Here is an 18,692-nt window from a genome sequence, read left to right as displayed (position 1 = left end):
TTTCAGATAAACCCTTGACTCTCAAAGCTTGATAACCTTTTTTCTTCAATAGCTTTCCTCAATGCCTGCATCAGATCCTGATAATATGTGAGGTTATGCATGGTAACAAGCATAGCTCCAAGTATTTCTTTACACCTGACTAAATGATATAAATAAGCCCGGCTATAATTTTTGCAAGTATAGCATTCGCATTTATCATCTAAAGGCTTTGTATCCTCAGAATATTTAGCATTTTTAATATTAATGGTTCCACCCCTCACAAACGCCTGACCGTTTCTTCCGGAACGGCTGGGCAGAACGCAATCAAACATATCAACCCCTCTCATCACCGAACCGACTATGTCTTTCGGCTTTCCGATTCCCATTAAGTACCTTGGCTTTTCTTGAGGTAGTAGCGGTACGGTAAATTCTAAAGTTTGGAACATCAGTTCCTGCATTTCTCCGATTGCAACACCGCCTAAAGCATAACCGTCAAAATCCATATCCACTAAAGTTTGTGCTGATTTTGCTCTCAAATCCTCAAACACGCTTCCTTGTACAATTCCGAATATTCCATGCCCTTCGCGCTTGATAAATGCTGCTTTGGATCTTTCCGCCCATCTTAATGAAAGCTCCATGGATTTTTTAGCTTTCATATAAGAGATAGGATACGGCGGGCACTCATCAAGTATCATAGTGACGTTACTGCCTAAAAAATATTGAATCTCCATTGATCTTTCGGGAGTGAGTTCGTATTTTGTCCCGTCAAGGTGAGATCTGAAAGTTACCCCCTCTTCGGTGATTTTTCTGAGCTTAGTAAGGGATAATACCTGGAATCCTCCGGAATCGGTTAGAATAGGTCCATGCCAGTTCATAAACTTCCTTAAGCCTCCGAATTTATGGATTCTTTCCGCAGCTCCTCTCAGCATTAAGTGGTAAGTATTCCCTAAAATAATATCCGCACCCGTTGCTTTTATATCTTCCGGAAACATTGCTTTTACTGTTGCAGCAGTCCCAACAGGCATAAATGCCGGTGTTCTCACTTCACCGTGCGCTGTTTCCAGGACTCCTAATCTCGCATTTCCATCTTTAGCTAAAACTTTATATTTTAATGACATACATAAATTACCGATTTTTTGCATCGGCAGTATAGCTTATATTTCACAAATTCGAAATATAAACTTAGTGAGAATGACTATCATTTTGCCTATGACTTCCTATTACCGGTTTTATGCTTTTTCTCCAAAAGTTCGGGTCATCTTTTAAGGGCTCTTGGGGCTTATCTTTTTGAATTTCAGGTTCTTTGGCTTTTTGAATTACAACCTCTTTGGATTCTTTTAAGCTTTTTAAGGTTTCCGTATAATCTTCATGTTTTCTAACGGGTGAAAACATTTCCTGAGTTTTATTTACAGAAAAACCATACCATGCAACCTTACCCATAGTTTTAAAAAAATTACCTGCTTTTTGCGGCAAAGTTTCTTGAGATTCTACTTTATCTTTTAACAGGTCTTTATGTTGCTCCCGTAAATCTTTTATATCCTCTAATTTTTGTAAAGATTCTATATCACCCTTTTCACTAAAAGCTAACCTCCTATTTTCCACTTCTTTGGCTGCCTTTTCATCGCTCATAGCAAATATATTATCTTTTTTAGTAAACTCGCTCATAAGCGTGCCACGCAGCTTTTCAAATTCCTGCATCATCACTTTCGGTTCGATTTCTTCTCCTTTTTCAAGCTTAGTATTTACTTTATTCATTAAGTCTTGGGTTGCAATATTTTCGGCAAGCCTTAAGTTCGCGATATCTTTAAGTATAGGTAAACCCTTTCCATTTTCATATGAAATGCCTAAAACGCTTTTAGCCGCTTCCATATCAGTTAAGAGCTTAACCTTCTCGTCATTATAGCGCTTTGTTTTTTTTACTTCTTGATTATAACCTAAAATAGTGATGCCGACGGTTACGGAAAGCGATAACGGCTCCATAGCAATTAGAGAAACACCTATGTTCACAAAATTCTCAGGGCCGGTAAAAATTCCGGCTTTAGCCATAGCTTTAAGTAAGCTGGTTTTATGGGTTTTTTCATCATAGCCGGGGAATTTATATAACCCTTTTTCAAGTGAGGAAAGTAATTCCTTATAATTTTCCTTCTGTGCATCGGGAATCTCTCTTCCTTTCATCTTTTCAAGAGTTTGGTGCTTTTCAACTTCCGCATCGGTTAATTTATTTAGTAATTTATCCTCTTTTTTTAAAGTCCCCAGTTTATATCTTCTATAGGTTTCAACCGTTAAGCCGCCGGCTACCGCCCCCACCGCAGCAGTGAGCCCGATGCCTGCAAGCCAGGGAGCCACGGGAGCAGTTGCAAAAAGTAAAGCCGATGATGCAATTAAAGTCACTCTACCGAAACTTGTAGAAGTCACTACATCTTTAGTTGCTAAAAATGCTTTCTTAGTAAAGTTCCAAGCTCTACTGGTTCTGGAAGTTTTTTTTTCTATGTCGGCTTCTTTTTCGGAATTTTGAACTGTTTCGGTTTTATCTTTTTGTTCTTGGTTGATCTTTAAATTGTCTGAATCTTGTTTTGATGATTTAGTATCCTGTTCATAATTTTGAGGAAAAAAGAAAAAGAACTCTTTTATACCTTCCATTACAGATTTTGTACGCCGGCTATTAACTATTTTCCAAAATCTTTCTCTCACCTAAGTAAAATAAATATAATTATTTATTAATACTTTAATGATGAATAGTTAATAAAACGTTAATTTGCATTACTGTTACCTTTTTGCTTTTAAATCCAGCAATGGTATTTTGATAGGTAAAATATTAATAGTAACAATAGTTCCTACCAAAGCACATAATATAAAGAGGCATTCAATTAAGATTTCTCCCTTAAAATGCAAAGCTCCCAAACTCAGATTAAGCAAAATAATATTTAGTATAATAATTTTTACTACCACCTCGGCATGACTTCTCCCCGCCCTCACCGCACGTTGAAAGAAATGTTCCGAATGAGCCTGCCAAATTTTTTCCAAAGATATTGCTCGTTTTAACAGTATATATCCTGCATCGGCGAAATAATACATAGGAAGAATAATTGCCTGCACCCAGGCTCCTTTAGCAGCAATAATCAATAGTAATAATGAAAGAATGTAACCGATGGTAATACTTCCCGCATCCCCGATAAAAATGCGTGCCGGATGCCAATTATATATTAAAAATCCGAAAGTACATGCAACCAGCAGAAGTGATATATAGATATAACTGCTCTGATTGTTCAAAAAACTTAAAATTAAAGCAATTGCTATCCCTAAATAAATGACTTGCGCGCCTGTGATGCCGTCTATGCCATCCATAAAATTAAAAAGGTTAATGAAAGTTACAATCGCAAGAACAATAAAAATATATTCAATATCCGGATCAATAATACCTTTAAAAATTAAGCCGTTATGCTTAACTACGAATGCACCTATAATAGCCGCCACAAAATGAGCTATAAGCCTTATAGCGGCCGGGACATGCTTAATATCATCCCTAAATGAAATTACACATAATAGTGCAAGTGCGGAAGCAATATAGAGAGGAGGTTTTACTGTATCATTATAGAGGAACAGAAAGGGAATACAGCCGATAAAGAAGGAGATAATTATAGCTAACCCTCCCCCGAGCGGAGTAGGTGATTTATGGTTACTTCTACTGTTTGGGATAGCAATAATTTTCTTTTTAGTAAGCAGTCGAATAAAATTCCCCGAAAGTAAATAAGAAAAAATGAAACAACCGATTAATGTAACTATACTTAACTCAAGGCTCATTATTAGCTTTCTAAAATTTTAAAAATTATATTAACAAAAACAAAATTATATAAAACCTTTTTTATCTAGATTCCTTTATAAATCTGATCAGGGTTAATTGTTTTATCTAAAGATTTAAGAGTTGCTTGGCATTCGTTTAAGACATATAAAATATTTTTGGATGTTATTTTATCTTCAGGGTTGGTAATAGAATGGTCTGTAATTTGTTTTTTAAAATATTTTATATCTTTTTTAAATAATAGCGTAGCTTGGATAAATTGTTTTCGTTGACTTTCATTAAAATTGTAAAATTCGGAAACTATTCCGGCTAACTTTTGCAGGTTACTCATAAAATCATTTATTTTATCTATATTTTCAACAGGTTGATAAGAATAGTTAATTCCAGCATTAGGCATAGCTCCCGGGTTTTCGACCGGTACTAAAGCATTTGCACCGTTTCCCGGTTGCAATAAGTCAAGTGAAGTTATACCGGCAGGAAGGTTAATTCTTGAAGCTTCAATATATATAGCTCCCCGGTTTATCTCACCGATGAAAAAACTTGGATACTCCTCAAAGGGAATTTTTTTAAGTTGTTTATTAAGCTCTGTTATATTTGAAAGTAGCCTTTCAGCAGTTACAACATGTCCTGGTTTTTTCTGCTGATAAGCAAAAGTAGAGATGTTTGCTATAATTATAGAGGACACAAAAGCCCCGATAGAGAAAGCTACTACTACAGGAGCCACTGAAGTAAGCGCAGCAACGGCTAATACGCCTGCATTACTTCCAAATGCTAATGAGGATAATAATAAGGCACCCCCGGCATACCCGGCGTATTTTATAGTATTCTGCACTATATTCCCTCCATATAGCCCCTTTATCCCTCCTAATAAAGCACCAGTCCCTGCAACTATTCCGGCACTCGCTAAATATCCCGTAAGACCGCCGGCAGCAATTTTAGGAATAATAACAACTGCTGCACTAGTAGCAAGCGGAGCCAGGTAGGGAGCAAACACAGCTACGCATGAATAGCATAAGATAGTTCCAACCCCGAAACTTATCCCTATTGCAGCCATGGCCGGAATCATCTTTATCCCGCTCCTTAACTCAAGATTATGAAAATTTCTGCTGATATTAAAAGTATTCGTTAAAATGTCCGTTATTTTGAATTCTCTTCTTCCTTCCGGATCATAAAGTATGTGCTTAGGATCTTTATAGGTTGAATTCATCCGTTCTTTATGAAAAGAATAGCCTTTATAAAACGCTAATCCGCCGATCGTTAAAGCAGCCGCCGGTAATAAAAGCGGAGAAAAATAGGTTACAACAGGAGCGGCCACCGCCGCTGCTTGAGTTGAACCAACATAAGTTGCAACAGATGATAAAAATTGTGAAATACCGATTGAAGATATAAACCCGGCAACAGAGGATAAAGCCGGAGAAGCAGTTGCCCCCATAACAAGGCCTATAACTTTAGGTGCCATATAAATTGCGGCTCCGACGGTGGTTATCCTATCAACATAACGCAATAATTTTGTATATTGCCCATCTGTTCCTAAATATGAGGAAAATTTATACACGAGCGCTAACGCAATCCCGGATTTTATAGCCCCATTTAGGGTGAAAAATCCGGCTACCGTAAATATGATACTTAACGAAGCTTCTAAAGCGGAATCGTCCCTATCTCTGCCGCTAATAATATCAAAAGATCTGAAAAGCAGCATGGCGGAAATGTTCCAGGTGTTAATAGCTTGAACCCAAGGACTTACGGCATTTAAAATCCATTTAGAGTTACATATAAACCCGGCTCCGATTGTATACAAAGCACCGGTTTTAGCAATTGTGAGCCAATCATCGGCAGTTCCTTTTCGGCTTGCTAAATTATATACTGATTTTAAAGCATTGGGAAGATTATATAGGACAATTGAACCTCCCAACAGGGTGTATATATTATTACCCCTCAAAGAGCTATAAAGATAGCTTGAGTAACTTTTATAAAATACTGAAGAATTTTGGATAATACCGGCAAGAGGAGCGATTAGCGTAGAGAGGCTAAGTATATGATAAACATCTCTTAAGTTAAGCTCTTTCAATTTTTCAGCGGTTGAAAATTTATGATTCCACGTATCTAAAAAATTACTGAAAGTATAAATTGATAAAATCCCGCCTACAACATTAGCAATAGGATTCAGTTCAAGTGTAGGCTTAAAAAATAAAGAATTTTTAAAATCAATTTGAGAAAACAGTGAAGAATTCCAATTCCAGGTAGGGTTTATGTTTAACATTAACTTTTATCTTGCTAATATACTTTATAAAATATTTTAGCACATTTTTATTATGAAAAAAATAATATATAGGCCTAATTTTGTATATGGATTCAAATATTTATTATTAATTATTTATTTTATAGGAATTTTTTTCTATAATTACTGCTATGCTCAAACCGATGATTTACCGATTAGTCTTTCATTAACAAGGGTTAGCTACGAAAAAGAAAAAGCTATAGTAATTCTTAAGTTTAACATTGCCGAAAACTGGAAAATGTATGCAAATATTCCCGGTGAAAGTGGGATCCCTTTAAAAATCAAACTTAAAGACGCGAATAATATTAAGTCTTACCAAATACTTTGGCCTCAATTTAAAACGTCTATCTATGAAGGCTTTAGTATTAATTACTATAATAATGAGATAACTATACCAATTGAAATAATTCCTATTCAAAACGATCAGGAAATTATTGCTGTAATTCATGTTGATTACGCAGCTTGTAAGGAAAGTTGCATAAGAGAAAGTAAAAAAATTCTGTTTAATATACCCTACGGATACTTTGATGAAGCAGGTTATGCGCTATATCAGGTAGCTTTAAATGTAGAAAACTCACCCGATCCTTCATATTCACTGCTTGCAATTCTTTTATTCGCGATGTTAGGCGGGTTTATTTTGAACTTGATGCCATGCGTACTTCCCGTCCTTTCGCTAAAAATTCTTAGTGTAATGAAAAACTTAACTAATGATCAGAGAAACATAAAGATCTCTTTATTATTTACCATATTAGGTATCATCTTTTCTTTTATCATGCTTGCAAGTCTTACTCAAATTTTGAAAAGCTTCGGGCATTCGTTAGGCTGGGGATTCCACTTTCAAGAGCCGATATTTATCATGTTCTTAATAACTATGTTGTTATTATTTGCAAGCAACCTATGGGGTAGCTTCGAAATTCAATTGCCACCCTTTTTAAACAGAATCTTTAATTATTCGGAACACACCAAAAGTAATATATTAGGAAGCTTTTTTACGGGTATGTTTGCAACCCTCCTTGCAACCCCTTGTACTGCACCGTTTCTCTCGCTTGCAATTGCATTCGGGCTAAGCCAGAGCTTTCCTAAGCTACTACTGATCTATATTTTTGTTGGGATCGGTATGGCTTTACCATTTATTCTACTTTTAATTAGACCGGGCTTACTTAGGTTTTTACCCAAGCCTGGAGCATGGATGATTAAGCTAAAGAAGATTTTTTCAGTTTTGCTGGCTTTAACTGCCTTATGGTTATTTTATGTACTCTCATTCCAAGCCGACTTTGTAGAAATTTTTCTCTTTATTACATTAATTATCCTAATCAAGCTTATTTTTACTAAAAACCGCTCCTCTCTTAAAGCAGGGGCTATTTTAGTTGGGGTTGCAATACTTGGTTATTTTGCATCTATATACCTTTCCCACTCCCATAATAACGAGCTAAGAAATCATGTATGGGAAAGCTTTTCCGAGGAAAAGGTTAATGAGTATATAGCAAAAGATTATGTAGTGTTTATAGATATTACCGCAGAGTGGTGCTTAACATGCAAAATGAATAAATTTAATGTATTAGAGCACGATGAGATTATAAAATTTCTTAGCACTCGGAATATAAAATTATTGAGGGCTGATTATACTAATAAATCGGACTTAATAAGCCGATTTTTAAAAAAATATGACCGGCACGGCATTCCTTTTAATATAATAGTAAGTAAAGAAAACCCTAACGGAATTATACTACCTGAAATACTAACTAAGTCCATCATTTATAATGAAATAAACGGATTAAAGGATTGTAAACAGAGTGATATTCCTATATAGTTTTTTGTAAACAAAGTTATTAGTTTATGCAAAGGTATATTAAGGGTCTCGGAGAAATCGCAGAAAAATATCATACTTACTTAATTGATATGAGCGGTGTGGTGCATAATGGGCTCAACGCCTACCCTAAGGCGATAAATACATTAAATACCTTAAAAGAAATGCAAAAAGATATTATATTCTTTACTAATGCTCCCCGACCGCAAAATATAGTCAGAAAAAAGCTGGCAGATTTAGGATATATTTGCGGAGATGAAAAAATCATTACTTCAGGGGATTTATTCCTACAAGAATTAAAGAGAAATTTTCGAAAATATAATCACAAAAGCACAGCTTATATTTTAGGATACGAATATAATCGAGATTTGGATTTAAGCGAATTTTATAACCGAACTCAAGATATTGAGCAGGCAGAGGTTCTTGTTATACTTACATTTTTGGAAAACAGCGATGAACTTGATAAGCATGACGAAATATTAAAAAAAGCCATTGGCAATAATATTGTTGCTTTATGCCCTAACCCTGATACCGTAGTTTATCATGGAAATGAACTAAGATATCCGGCAGGGTTTATTGCAAATAAATATGAATCACTCGGCGGAGTAGTTAGATATTACGGAAAACCTTATACGGAAATGTATCAGTATGCTGTAAAAGATTCTAAGTATGATAAATCTAGAATGCTTGCTATCGGCGATAATTTAAATACAGATATTTTAGGTGCAAAAAACTTCGGTATAGATTCTCTTTTAATTTCTAAAGGTATATATAAAAATTTTACAAATTTAGATTTGTTTATTAAAGGACATAAAATAATTCCCAGCTATATCTGTGATTATTTCCAAATGTAATTTTTTGTTTAGTTAAAAATAATGTTTGAGGAAATCTTTTATAAAAAATTTTCTATTTCATTACAAGAGTATTTCTCCTATTTCAAATAATGAGCTATTTATTGGCTTCCAATATTCTGTTTATCAACTGGTAAGCTCTATTTTTTGAAAAGGAGCTATATACTTCTCATGATAGTTCTCTCTACAACTTAATTGAAAAAGATATTAATAGATTGCCCTATATTAGGGATCACAGCAATGCAGTTTTTAATTATATAATTTATTAGTTCTACAGATCTTGTACTATAAAGCAATTATAACAGCAGATTAATAGGCTTGTTAATATAATTTTAATAAAACTTTATAATTATTTTATAAAATAATTAATATTTATATTGCTTTATTACTATAGCAACTAATATATATAGTATCAATTAAACCTGATTAAATATAAAAAATGTACAATAGTAAAAGCAATAGCATGTCGGAAAATAAACCTGCATATGTTAAACAATTAGTACCTGCCCTCTCATCACATAATATTACGGTGCTTGAAGGAATACAGGCATTTGAGCAGGCGATGAACGATATATATGAAGTTATGAGTGAAAATTCAGGTATAGTAAGATTATCAGGGCTTGATAGGAGAGTATATTTCCAATATTTTGGTGATGAATACATGATTAAATTTTACCGCCGGCTGTCTGAATTAAATAATGTGGTTTTTAGGTGCTTAGTTGCGGACAAAAAAAATGAGTACTTGGTTGAAGAAAGAAAGTCCTTTGTTGAAGATAGGTTTATACCTAATAAATACTTTAGCGGAATTTCAACCTATATCTACCATAATAAGATTGCCTATCTAATGTGGCAAAGTTTAAAAGTAGTATTAATTGAAAATGCAGATCTGGCTTTAGCATATAAAAACCAATTTGACCTAATTTGGAATGAAGTTGCTAAGTAAGTTATCTCTTCAGAGGAACATATTGTGTTATACTAATCTCATCGGGCGATTTTAGCTTATTCGATTCACTATTAAGCCAAAGATTTTGAACTATTGTACTTTCCAATATATTTAAAAAAATATCTAGTTGGATAATGAATTTTTATCAATCAATGATAAATAAAATTAGGATAGAAATTTTGCCTAATATAAATAGCCATATTGCCGCATTACTTTTTAATTTTTTATGCTGAAATTAAACTCAAATGGTCTTGCATACGTCCTTAATCCGCTTCAATCGAGATTATGGTATCACCATTCGCAATAACTTCCTTAGAATTAACATGTATTTTACTAACCCTACCGTCAATTTGGCTGAAAAAGACGTTTTCCATCTTCATTGCTTCTATTACTACCAGTGGCTGGCCTTTCACAACTTTATCACCTTCTTTAACTTTAATATCCACAATAAGGCCGGCAATATTAGCAATCAAATCAGGCTGAATATCTTTACCGTTGGATATTTTGACAAATTTAGTAAGTTCGGCAGCCCTTGGAGTAAACACAGCAGCCCTTACCGTGGAGCCCATAAACCTAAGATCAAAGCCGCCCATTACATACTCTACCTGTAAGTTATACTGCTGACCGTTCACTTTACACGGGAACAATTTACTTCCTAGAACCCATTTGCTGGTTATATAAAATCTTCTGTTCTCAAAAGTAATTTTATAGCCGTCTTCAATCGGTCGTACGGTTACCGGATAGTTTTTGCCGTCTAAGTTTATTACCCAGCGCGTACCAATCGCTCTACACCTTCCCCGCAGTTGACCTGAAACGCTTGCCGCACGTTTAGCATCAGTTAAGAAGATAAACACGGTCGCACACAATATAACCGCACTTTGCTCATCATTTAAAACTGCACCTGTAAAACCACCTTTAAATTCTTCTTCGATAAAGTTAGTTGAAAGGTCTCCTTTAACGAATCGTTCAGAGTTATATATAGCTTGAAGGAAACTGATATTATGAGAGATGCCTCGAATCACATATTGACTTAAAGCGTTCTTCATTTTAGTAATCGCTTCATTTCTATCAGCACCGTATGAACAAAGTTTAGAGATCATAGCATCATAAAACATGCTTACCTCTCCACCTTCATAAATCCCGGTATCCACTCTCACCCCTTCAGTTGCCTGAGGTTCTTTATAAGTATATACTCTTCCCGTAGAAGGCAAGAAGCCTGAGCTCGGGTCTTCAGCATAAATTCTGGATTCAAATGCCCAGCCGTTTAATTTTATATCTTTTTGTTTAAGCTGCAATCTTTCACCTGCTGCGACTCTAATCATCTGCTCAACCAAATCTACCCCGCTAACCAGCTCGGTTACTGGATGCTCCACCTGAAGCCTGGTATTCATTTCCAAAAAATAAAAATTCTTTTTCGGATCTACAATATACTCTATTGTTCCGGCAGAAAAATACTTAACTTCTTTAGCAAGTGCAACTGCCTGAGCATACATTTTCTTACGGGTTCTTTCATCAATAAACGGGCTCGGAGCTTCTTCAATCACTTTTTGATGGTGCCTTTGTATAGAACATTCTCGCTCACCTACACAAACATAATTTCCGTGTTTATCACCAAGTAATTGAATTTCAATATGTCGAGGATTTTCAATAAATTTTTCTATAAATGTTCTTTCATCGGAAAAATTGTTCTTAGCTTCATTGGTAGTCGAGCTGAAAGCTTGTTTCATTTCTTCGGAACTTCTTACTACTCTCATGCCTTTCCCACCGCCTCCCGCTGCGGCTTTAAGCATTATTGGATAACCGATTTTACTTGCGATTCTAACTGCATCCCTATCATTTTTTATAGCACCCATATACCCGGGAACGATATTCACTCCTGCTTTTTTAGCAATTTTCTTTGCTTCAATCTTATCACCCATCATTTTGATCGCATAAGAAGAAGGGCCGATAAAAGTAATCCCTAATTTTTCCAAGCGGGCTGCAAAGTCAGTATTTTCGGATAAAAATCCATACCCGGGATGTACCGCATCGGCGCCTGATATTTTTACCGCATTAATAATGCTTTTTTGGTTTAAATAACTTTGTGTAGAGGGAGAATGCCCGATATATATAGCTTTATCAGCAAGCTTAACATGTAGAGAATTGGTATCGGCTTCAGAATATACAGCAACAGTTTGAATCCCCATTTTTTTTGCAGTTTTGATAATTCTGCAGGCAATTTCACCGCGGTTTGCAATTAAAATTCGCTTAAACATAAAAAGGTATTAAGTTTATTTTGCAATCTTTATATATCAGTTTAACTCTCTTTACAAGAAGTAAGGTTGCATGAGAGTTTAAGCAAAAATCTTATATTAGCAACCCGTTAACTACCTTTTAAAGCATCCTTTTGAATATATTTATTTTATCTATAAATAAATGCTTTATGGGTGCGCTAAGGTGTAGGCAAAGCACGGCAATCATAAAATATGCTACATATATATGAACAGTAATAGCAATTCTGGATAAATCAAAATTCTTTTCTGAGAAAAAATTCGGCATATCAAGCGAAAAGAATTTCACTCCGAATCCTCCCGCTGTTGAAGAAATATATCCGCTTAGAGGCATAATAAACATACTTAAGTAAAGCAAGACTGTAAATAAAATCGATAACTTGGATTCTAAAGTTGATATCTCTTTCGGAAGAGGTGGTATTTGAGAAGCAGCTCTTATACCTAAACGTATAATTGCCAGCACAAAAACAATTACCCCGAATGATTTATGTAAATTATACAGCTCCCATTTAAACGGATTATCGACCGGTAAATTGACCATATATAGCCCGACAAAGAGCATTACAAGTATTATTATACCTAATCCCCAGTGCATTAAACGCATGCTTAAAGGATATTTTTTCACTTCCTGCATATTATTCTCTCAATATAGTTTGATAATTATCGTTAAATTAATTATACTCTTAGAGCTTATAAATAATTAACGAATCAGTAAATGAATAATATTAGAAATTTAGCAATTATTGCACACGTAGATCACGGCAAAACTACACTTATAGATAACATGCTTAAGCAAAGCGGTACTTTCCGCGATAATCAGCAAGTTGACGAAAGAGTAATGGACTCTAACGAATTGGAAAAAGAACGCGGAATAACCATTCTTGCTAAATGCACATCTATACATTATGAAGATTATAAATTAAATATAGTTGATACACCAGGGCACGCAGACTTTGGAGGAGAAGTTGAGCGCGTACTATCTATGGTAGATGGAGTAGTTCTCCTGGTTGATGCTTCCGAAGGGCCTATGCCTCAAACTAAATTCGTACTTAGTAAAGCTTTAAAATTAGGCTTAAGACCGATTGTAGTTATCAATAAGGTTGATAGACCCGACAGCAGAATAGATGAGGTATTAAATGAAATTTTTGACTTATTTGCTGCGCTTGATGCAACGGAAGAGCAATTAGATTTCCCTGTACTATACGCAGTCGGAAGAGACGGCTGGGCAGTTACCGACTTAAAAGATGAAAGAACGGATTTAACACCGCTATTTCAATTGATTATTAAACATATTCCTCAGCCGAATGTTGATAGAACCGCACCTTTCTCAATGCTTGCTACCATTCTTAATTATGATCCGTATGTGGGTAGGATATTAATCGGTAAAGTTTATGCAGGTACCGCTAAAGTAAATTTAAATGTAAAATCAATGAATTTAAACGGCGAACTTATTGAATCGACTAAACTGACTAAACTATTCGGTTTCAAAGGAATTGAACGTATACCTTTAACCGAGATTGAAGCCGGAGATATCATTGCGATCGCAGGAGTAGAGAAGGCTACCGTTTCAGATACTATTTGCGATGCTTCCGTTACCATACCTTTAAAATCAACTCCGATTGATCCGCCGACTATGGCAATTACTATCGGGGTAAACGACTCTCCCTTTGCAGGCCAAGAAGGAACTAAAGTCACCTCAAGGATGATACTGGACAGGCTTAAACGCGAGGCGGAAACTAATGTGGCGATAACTTTAAGCATCAATGAACAAGGTGAAAGCTTTGAAGTCGGAGGAAGAGGAGAATTACAACTCGGTGTGTTAATCGAGACTATGAGAAGAGAAGGTTTTGAGTTATCCGTATCACGTCCGAGAGTATTATTTAAGCGTGATGAAAATAACGGGCTTTTAGAACCGATTGAAGAGGTGGTAGTTGACGTAGATGAAAACTATAGCGGTGTGGTAGTTGAGAAATTATCGCAAAGAAAAGGTGAGCTTAAAGATATGCGTCCATCGGGTGGAAATAAAATCAGAATTATCTTCCATGTTCCGTCAAGAAGCTTAATCGGTTATCAAGGTGAGTTTAGAAACGATACCAGAGGAACCGGAGTACTCAGTAGACTATTCCATTCATATCAGGAATATCGCGGAGAAATTGAAGGCAGAAGAAACGGTGTACTTATCTCTAATTGCGACGGGGAAACAACCGCATATGCGATTTGGAATCTTGAGGATAGAGGCACAATGTTCATCCCGCCTAAAACCAAAGTATATGAGGGCATGATTATCGGTGAACACAATAGGGATAACGACCTTGAAGTTAATGCCGTAAGAGGCAAGAAGTTAACTAACATGAGAGCATCCGGTACTGATGAGAATATTGTACTTACCCCTCCTAGGGAAATTACGCTTGAGGAAGTCATTTCTTATATTGATAGAGACGAGCTTGTTGAAGTAACTCCAAAGAATATAAGGATTAGAAAGAAACACCTCAATCCGCATGACAGGAAAAAATCAAGCAGAAAAGAAGACGTTTAATATTCAGACCTCTTTTTAATTATAAGAACTATCTGAACTCCCTCTTGTTAAAAAGGGGGAGTTTTTTTACAGCTCTAAAATTTAATTTCAAACTTGGATAGGTTTTCAGTAATATCTATAGCGCTTTCTTTTCGATAAAGTATAAACTTACTTTCATTGGTTTTTTGCAAACACACGCCGTCCAGATAGCTAAACCATTCCTCCTCGACTTTATCAATAGGCAAATCGACTAACATAGCATATAACATGCCTAGTAAATAATCATGAGTTACATATAAGGATCTGTTATCTAAATCCAGTAAATCCTGAATTATAGGGGAAAGTAACATTTTAATCCCTTCATCCCGCTTTCGCATACAACTGATCATATTCTCGGCTAAATGCATTTTAACCAGCTCCTTGACTGTATACTGTGGAAACTCAATCATGGCATTTTGTGGGTCATAAACAAAAGCCTTGGTTAGGTATTCAACCTTATTAACACCTATCTTGCTGTCGTTCCCTTCTATTACTTTAACTCCTGTTTCAATGCATCTTTCAACAATACTGCTCGAAACTTTAGTAATATTACCGAGATTTTCTTTGATATACTTACCCAATAGTAGAGATTGCTGCTTGCCTTGTTCGGTTAAGTAACAAAAAAAGTCATGCTCAGGGGAGTCTTTGTAAAATCTTTCCGCATGTCTAATAATAAAAATTGTCGGTAAATCCTTATCTATATATTTTAAAGTTTCAATTATCTGCATAGCTAAACACTAGTTTTTAGTCATATATTATATATCTCATTATAGAATGAGTTAGATGATTAACAATAACTCAAGTTTAAAAATATATATTTTTCTAATTTATATTAGATATTTATTCTTCTAAATTTTATTAAACTGTTATTTAGGGGGTATATTATGCAACAAATGCTGGTAAAAGATTTTCATAAATTAATTAAAGTATTAAATACCACGGTAACTAATATAGTAAAAAATAAAACCGACTTGCCCGCCGGTTTAATTAACGATTTACTCAAATTAGAAGCGGTAGAACTATTAAACTATTCCGAAGTCAGCGCATATGCTCAAGGTATAATAAGTTCCGCAGATGCAAAAAATCCGTCTGCACAGTTAGTCAGCAGTCTTGCTTCAATTTTGGGGAAGGTAACTACCGATAGTCAGTTTGCTAAAGAAAATAATACTATTATAGAAGAAACCGATCAGCTGATTAAGTATATCAGTGAACACTCTTTAAAAATTTCTTCAAGCTTAAGAAGTAGCTTAAGAAGTAATTTCCAAAATCCTACCAATGAACATGAGCAAGGGTTTTTAGAAAAAATTAATTTCAAATTTACTTCCGCAGGCTTTAATATTGCAGAGATCGCTGAAGGTTTGATGATGGCATATTTTGCTTATAAGGGCGCTATTCCCTTCGGCAAAGCAGGAATTGCCGTTTTTGGGGCAAAAGCACTCTTTAAAGCTTTTGAGCCTTTAGAATATGTTAAAAATGACGGCTTTTTTTCATATGGTAATAATATCTCACCTTACGAGGAACAGGATCAACATTGTATTAATGATGACCAGCATTGTTATTTAACTCCCGAGGCGAAAGGTCAGGATGAACTATAACTTAGTATGTACTTTATTATTCTTTTCCTCTTCTTCCTGTGCCTCAATACTTCGGGTGGCTATCGGCCAAGCATCAAGACGCGCAAAACCGATCGGCTCTCCGGTTACACTGCAAAAGCCGTAGTCACCCTGTTCTATCCTGTTTAATGCCTCTTCAACCTGCGCTAATAATCCTCTATCATGATTAATCCCGGGAATTAATTCATTTTCTAAAGCAACTTCATTTACTGCACTATCCACATGATCAGGTTCTCTCCCAAGACCTTGGTGTATCGCATTATCCTCTTCTCTTGTTTTCCTAAGCAGCTCATCATGCCAATTAAGCAATTTTTGCTTAAAATACTCAAGCATTTGTGGCGACATATATTCTTCCTCATTCGAAAAATTATAACTGTTTTGCTTTTCACTTTGTTTATTAACCATACCGGCCTCTTAATATATATTTTTCTTTTAAAGACTGATAGTTGAACGAATATAAATAAAATTCAAAGTAAAATATTATAGTTATTTCAACTTTTAGGTTTCTTTTAGCATGCTTTATTATTACAAAGTTCGTTTTCAATTTGAATAGTTGAATGCTCTATATGAAAATTATTGTGCAAAATCTTTTCTAATGAAGTAATAATTAGGTCATTTTCCGAAGAATCTTTAACTTTAATGTGCAGAGTAATAAACTTTTTACTCTTATTAATTGACCAAATATGGATATGGTGAAGATCAATTATTTTAGAGTTAACATTTTTAATATCATTTTCCAATTTTTGATAATCAATATCGGAAGGTGCAGTTTCCATCAGAATGGAAAGAGATTCCGTAAGAAGTTTCCAAGTTATTCTAATAAAAAGAATGGAAATTAAGATTGATAGAATCGGGTCAATCAGCATCCATTGCGTATAAATAATAATACATCCTGCAATCACTGCTGCTAATGATCCGAACATATCACTTAACACGTGATATAGAGCACTTCTAATATTAATATTATTGTAAGAAGCTTTAGTTATAAAATATAACCCCAGTAAATTAACTATAAAGCCTGCGCCTCCTACCCAAATAAGTATAGACCCGTCCAACTCTACCGGATTTTGTATTTTTATGATAGCTTCAATAATAATATATATTGATAGTATAAATAGTGTAATCCCATTAAGTAGTGCCGCTATAATCTGAGCCCTATGGTATCCATATGAAAATGTATTATTAGCTTTTTTAGAGGATAACTTTATCGAATACCATGATAAGCCTAGAGCCAAAGTATCGGTAAACATATGCCCGGCATCGGAAAGAATGGTAAGAGAGCCGGTAACAAATGCTACAATTATTTCAATAACCATAAAACTCAGAGTTAATAAAAGTGCTTTAAATAAATAATTCTTATCTAAATTTATATTATCACCATAATTATTATGAGTATGACCGTGTATATCACTCATTATCTATTCCTTTATATGAAAAATATTTTTTATTGACTTTCAATTGTACTAAAAGCTGTCAATAAAGTATCTAATAATTCTTCAGAAGTAGGTATTGTATATTTTATTTCTTGATATTCTTGTTGAAATACTTCCTCTCTATAGATTTCTTCTTCACTTATACTTAAGGAAAAATCTAAACTTGTCGTAACAATATCCTGTAAATCATTACTGTAATTTTGTGAGGGATTTCCTTCTATTTCTACTGCTTTGAGCGTACTTAGCTCATTATTAGCCTGGAATGTATACTCACTAAGATTTTCAATATCAAGATTGCTTAATTTTTCTAATACATATACTCCTTCTTTCTTAAACATATCCAAACATTGTTTTGCTAAATCCTCTTTACTCTCTTTCCCTAAAGCATCTATTATAATTTCTTTATCGGATAAGCTGTTTTTAAAAGTATTATATAAATTATTAAAATTATTAATCTCTTTACCGAGTGAATCACAGAATTTAAGCTGATATTTATTAGTCAAGAAGTTATAACATTCCTCAGCATTTGTCTTTTTCAGTTGTGGAATTAATTCACGGATTTCCAGAAAAGCATTTTTGGAATCTTCCAAAGCTTTCTTTAAATCTTCAAACCTAATAGTTATTTCTTCTTTTTTCTTCATAATCTTTTATTCAGTTAGCAAAATTTTAATTGGAATAAGATTCATTATATCATGGAAGAAATATGATAACCCGCATTATCTCCGAAAATTATAGAAATAGAATAAATGTGCTGCTCAGAATATTCGTCAGTAGTATTCTGGCTGGCTGTAAATATGCTATCATTCAATAAAAAATTATTTTGATCATTGTACTCTTCAACTTTTATACTATGGTCTGTAAATAATTCAATACATTCATCTTCCTTACTTTTAATCTCCAATATTTGCAATAAAAGTTCTTCGACATCTTTAAAATAGCTTAATTTAGGAATTATTGATTTTATCAACTCATCAGTATTACTAATCTCTTCATCATTACTGTCATAAAATTTGTAATTATCCTGACTTAAAAAGTCAAAACAATCTATGAATTTTTGCTTTTCACCTGTACTCATCAATTTAGGTAAAAGGCTTTTACTACTTTCCCTCCCCGATTTCATTATCTTCCTCTTAAGAATGGTTTATATATTTTATTATACTAAATT

16 protein-coding genes are annotated in these 18,692 nt (G+C 34.4%); 5 read left to right on the top strand and 11 right to left on the bottom strand.

Annotation, left to right across the window (positions count from 1 at the left end; translation table 11 throughout):
* Positions 1 to 2 precede the first annotated feature (2 nt).
* From tgt to NF27_RS04965, 4 genes are all read right to left on the bottom strand, one after another.
* A complete protein-coding gene (gene tgt, locus NF27_RS04980) occupies positions 3 to 1,097 on the bottom strand; it encodes a tRNA guanosine(34) transglycosylase Tgt (RefSeq protein WP_039456596.1) in 1,095 nt (364 codons plus the stop codon).
* A gap of 64 nt (positions 1,098 to 1,161) precedes the next feature.
* Entirely contained in the window at positions 1,162 to 2,619 is a 1,458-nt protein-coding gene (locus tag NF27_RS04975) for a hypothetical protein (protein ID WP_039456481.1), read from the bottom strand.
* A 126-nt stretch (positions 2,620 to 2,745) separates the two neighbouring features.
* Positions 2,746 to 3,780, bottom strand: a complete 1,035-nt coding sequence (locus NF27_RS04970) for an MraY family glycosyltransferase (protein ID WP_053332592.1) — start codon at positions 3,778 to 3,780, stop codon at positions 2,746 to 2,748.
* 65 nt (positions 3,781 to 3,845) lie between these two features.
* Positions 3,846 to 6,038 carry a hypothetical protein gene (locus NF27_RS04965; RefSeq protein ID WP_039456478.1) on the bottom strand — a complete coding sequence of 731 codons (2,193 nt, stop codon included), beginning with the start codon at positions 6,036 to 6,038 and terminating at the stop codon, positions 3,846 to 3,848.
* 52 nt (positions 6,039 to 6,090) lie between these two features.
* On the opposite strand from NF27_RS04965, the gene NF27_RS04960 reads away from it, so the two are divergent.
* The 3 genes from NF27_RS04960 (at position 6,091) to NF27_RS04950 (ending at position 9,657) form a co-directional block, all read left to right on the top strand.
* Positions 6,091 to 7,866: a protein-disulfide reductase DsbD family protein gene (locus NF27_RS04960; protein WP_053332591.1), complete on the top strand. Its 1,776-nt coding sequence runs from the start codon at positions 6,091 to 6,093 to the stop codon at positions 7,864 to 7,866.
* A gap of 26 nt (positions 7,867 to 7,892) precedes the next feature.
* Positions 7,893 to 8,717, top strand: coding sequence for a TIGR01459 family HAD-type hydrolase (locus tag NF27_RS04955; RefSeq protein WP_039456476.1), 825 nt, complete (start codon positions 7,893 to 7,895; stop codon positions 8,715 to 8,717).
* A gap of 460 nt (positions 8,718 to 9,177) precedes the next feature.
* Entirely contained in the window at positions 9,178 to 9,657 is a 480-nt protein-coding gene (locus NF27_RS04950; RefSeq protein WP_039456474.1) for a hypothetical protein, read from the top strand.
* Positions 9,658 to 9,920: 263 nt separating this feature from the next.
* Here NF27_RS04950 and NF27_RS04945 read toward each other — a convergent pair whose 3' ends face one another.
* The gene (locus tag NF27_RS04945; RefSeq protein WP_039456472.1) at positions 9,921 to 11,912 is read right to left on the bottom strand and encodes an acetyl-CoA carboxylase biotin carboxylase subunit; all 1,992 of its coding nucleotides are present in this window, start codon (positions 11,910 to 11,912) and stop codon (positions 9,921 to 9,923) included.
* 118 nt (positions 11,913 to 12,030) lie between these two features.
* Positions 12,031 to 12,561 carry a cytochrome b gene (locus tag NF27_RS04940; RefSeq protein WP_039456470.1) on the bottom strand — a complete coding sequence of 177 codons (531 nt, stop codon included), beginning with the start codon at positions 12,559 to 12,561 and terminating at the stop codon, positions 12,031 to 12,033.
* Between the two features lie 81 nt (positions 12,562 to 12,642).
* Between NF27_RS04940 and typA the strand changes: the two genes are divergently transcribed.
* Complete coding sequence (gene typA / locus NF27_RS04935; RefSeq protein WP_039456469.1) at positions 12,643 to 14,463, top strand: translational GTPase TypA; 1,821 nt, start codon at positions 12,643 to 12,645, stop codon at positions 14,461 to 14,463.
* 74 nt (positions 14,464 to 14,537) lie between these two features.
* On the opposite strand, the gene NF27_RS04930 is transcribed toward typA, so the two are convergent.
* The gene (locus NF27_RS04930; RefSeq protein ID WP_039456468.1) at positions 14,538 to 15,209 is read right to left on the bottom strand and encodes a histidine phosphatase family protein; all 672 of its coding nucleotides are present in this window, start codon (positions 15,207 to 15,209) and stop codon (positions 14,538 to 14,540) included.
* A gap of 156 nt (positions 15,210 to 15,365) precedes the next feature.
* Here NF27_RS04930 and NF27_RS04925 point away from each other — a divergent pair, with 156 nt between their 5' ends.
* Positions 15,366 to 16,076, top strand: coding sequence for a hypothetical protein (locus NF27_RS04925; protein WP_039456466.1), 711 nt, complete (start codon positions 15,366 to 15,368; stop codon positions 16,074 to 16,076).
* Here the strand turns inward: NF27_RS04925 and NF27_RS04920 are convergent.
* The 4 genes from NF27_RS04920 to NF27_RS04905 all read right to left on the bottom strand — a co-directional run bounded on the left by NF27_RS04920 (position 16,071) and on the right by NF27_RS04905 (position 18,647).
* A complete protein-coding gene (locus NF27_RS04920; RefSeq protein WP_039456465.1) occupies positions 16,071 to 16,499 on the bottom strand; it encodes a TraR/DksA family transcriptional regulator in 429 nt (142 codons plus the stop codon). The two genes, NF27_RS04925 and NF27_RS04920, sit on opposite strands and share 6 nt — an antisense overlap.
* A 104-nt stretch (positions 16,500 to 16,603) precedes the next feature.
* Positions 16,604 to 17,509 carry a cation diffusion facilitator family transporter gene (locus NF27_RS04915; RefSeq protein WP_039456463.1) on the bottom strand — a complete coding sequence of 302 codons (906 nt, stop codon included), beginning with the start codon at positions 17,507 to 17,509 and terminating at the stop codon, positions 16,604 to 16,606.
* A gap of 29 nt (positions 17,510 to 17,538) precedes the next feature.
* The gene (locus tag NF27_RS04910; RefSeq protein ID WP_039456462.1) at positions 17,539 to 18,168 is read right to left on the bottom strand and encodes a hypothetical protein; all 630 of its coding nucleotides are present in this window, start codon (positions 18,166 to 18,168) and stop codon (positions 17,539 to 17,541) included.
* A 44-nt stretch (positions 18,169 to 18,212) separates the two neighbouring features.
* Positions 18,213 to 18,647, bottom strand: coding sequence for a hypothetical protein (locus tag NF27_RS04905; protein ID WP_039456460.1), 435 nt, complete (start codon positions 18,645 to 18,647; stop codon positions 18,213 to 18,215).
* Between the last annotated feature and the right edge of the window lie 45 nt (positions 18,648 to 18,692).

The organism is Candidatus Jidaibacter acanthamoeba (assembly GCF_000815465.1).
Lineage (GTDB): Bacteria > Pseudomonadota > Alphaproteobacteria > Rickettsiales > Midichloriaceae > Jidaibacter > Jidaibacter acanthamoebae.
This window is presented reverse-complemented; position numbering and strand designations above follow the sequence as displayed.

What these genes read in the sequence shown, in the direction of transcription:
- NF27_RS04925 (WP_039456466.1), top strand. Translation starts at nt 15,366, where the DNA reads ATGCAACAAATGCTGGTAAAAGATTTTCATAAATTAATTAAAGTATTA.
- typA (WP_039456469.1), top strand. Translation starts at nt 12,643, where the DNA reads ATGAATAATATTAGAAATTTAGCAATTATTGCACACGTAGATCACGGC.
- NF27_RS04915 (WP_039456463.1), bottom strand. Translation starts at nt 17,509, where the DNA reads ATGAGTGATATACACGGTCATACTCATAATAATTATGGTGATAATATA.
- NF27_RS04940 (WP_039456470.1), bottom strand. Translation starts at nt 12,561, where the DNA reads ATGCAGGAAGTGAAAAAATATCCTTTAAGCATGCGTTTAATGCACTGG.
- NF27_RS04970 (WP_053332592.1), bottom strand. Translation starts at nt 3,780, where the DNA reads ATGAGCCTTGAGTTAAGTATAGTTACATTAATCGGTTGTTTCATTTTT.
- NF27_RS04960 (WP_053332591.1), top strand. Translation starts at nt 6,091, where the DNA reads ATGAAAAAAATAATATATAGGCCTAATTTTGTATATGGATTCAAATAT.
- NF27_RS04945 (WP_039456472.1), bottom strand. Translation starts at nt 11,912, where the DNA reads ATGTTTAAGCGAATTTTAATTGCAAACCGCGGTGAAATTGCCTGCAGA.
- NF27_RS04910 (WP_039456462.1), bottom strand. Translation starts at nt 18,168, where the DNA reads ATGAAGAAAAAAGAAGAAATAACTATTAGGTTTGAAGATTTAAAGAAA.
- NF27_RS04930 (WP_039456468.1), bottom strand. Translation starts at nt 15,209, where the DNA reads ATGCAGATAATTGAAACTTTAAAATATATAGATAAGGATTTACCGACA.
- NF27_RS04950 (WP_039456474.1), top strand. Translation starts at nt 9,178, where the DNA reads ATGTCGGAAAATAAACCTGCATATGTTAAACAATTAGTACCTGCCCTC.
- NF27_RS04975 (WP_039456481.1), bottom strand. Translation starts at nt 2,619, where the DNA reads ATGGAAGGTATAAAAGAGTTCTTTTTCTTTTTTCCTCAAAATTATGAA.
- tgt (WP_039456596.1), bottom strand. Translation starts at nt 1,097, where the DNA reads ATGTCATTAAAATATAAAGTTTTAGCTAAAGATGGAAATGCGAGATTA.
- NF27_RS04965 (WP_039456478.1), bottom strand. Translation starts at nt 6,038, where the DNA reads ATGTTAAACATAAACCCTACCTGGAATTGGAATTCTTCACTGTTTTCT.
- NF27_RS04920 (WP_039456465.1), bottom strand. Translation starts at nt 16,499, where the DNA reads ATGGTTAATAAACAAAGTGAAAAGCAAAACAGTTATAATTTTTCGAAT.
- NF27_RS04905 (WP_039456460.1), bottom strand. Translation starts at nt 18,647, where the DNA reads ATGAAATCGGGGAGGGAAAGTAGTAAAAGCCTTTTACCTAAATTGATG.
- NF27_RS04955 (WP_039456476.1), top strand. Translation starts at nt 7,893, where the DNA reads ATGCAAAGGTATATTAAGGGTCTCGGAGAAATCGCAGAAAAATATCAT.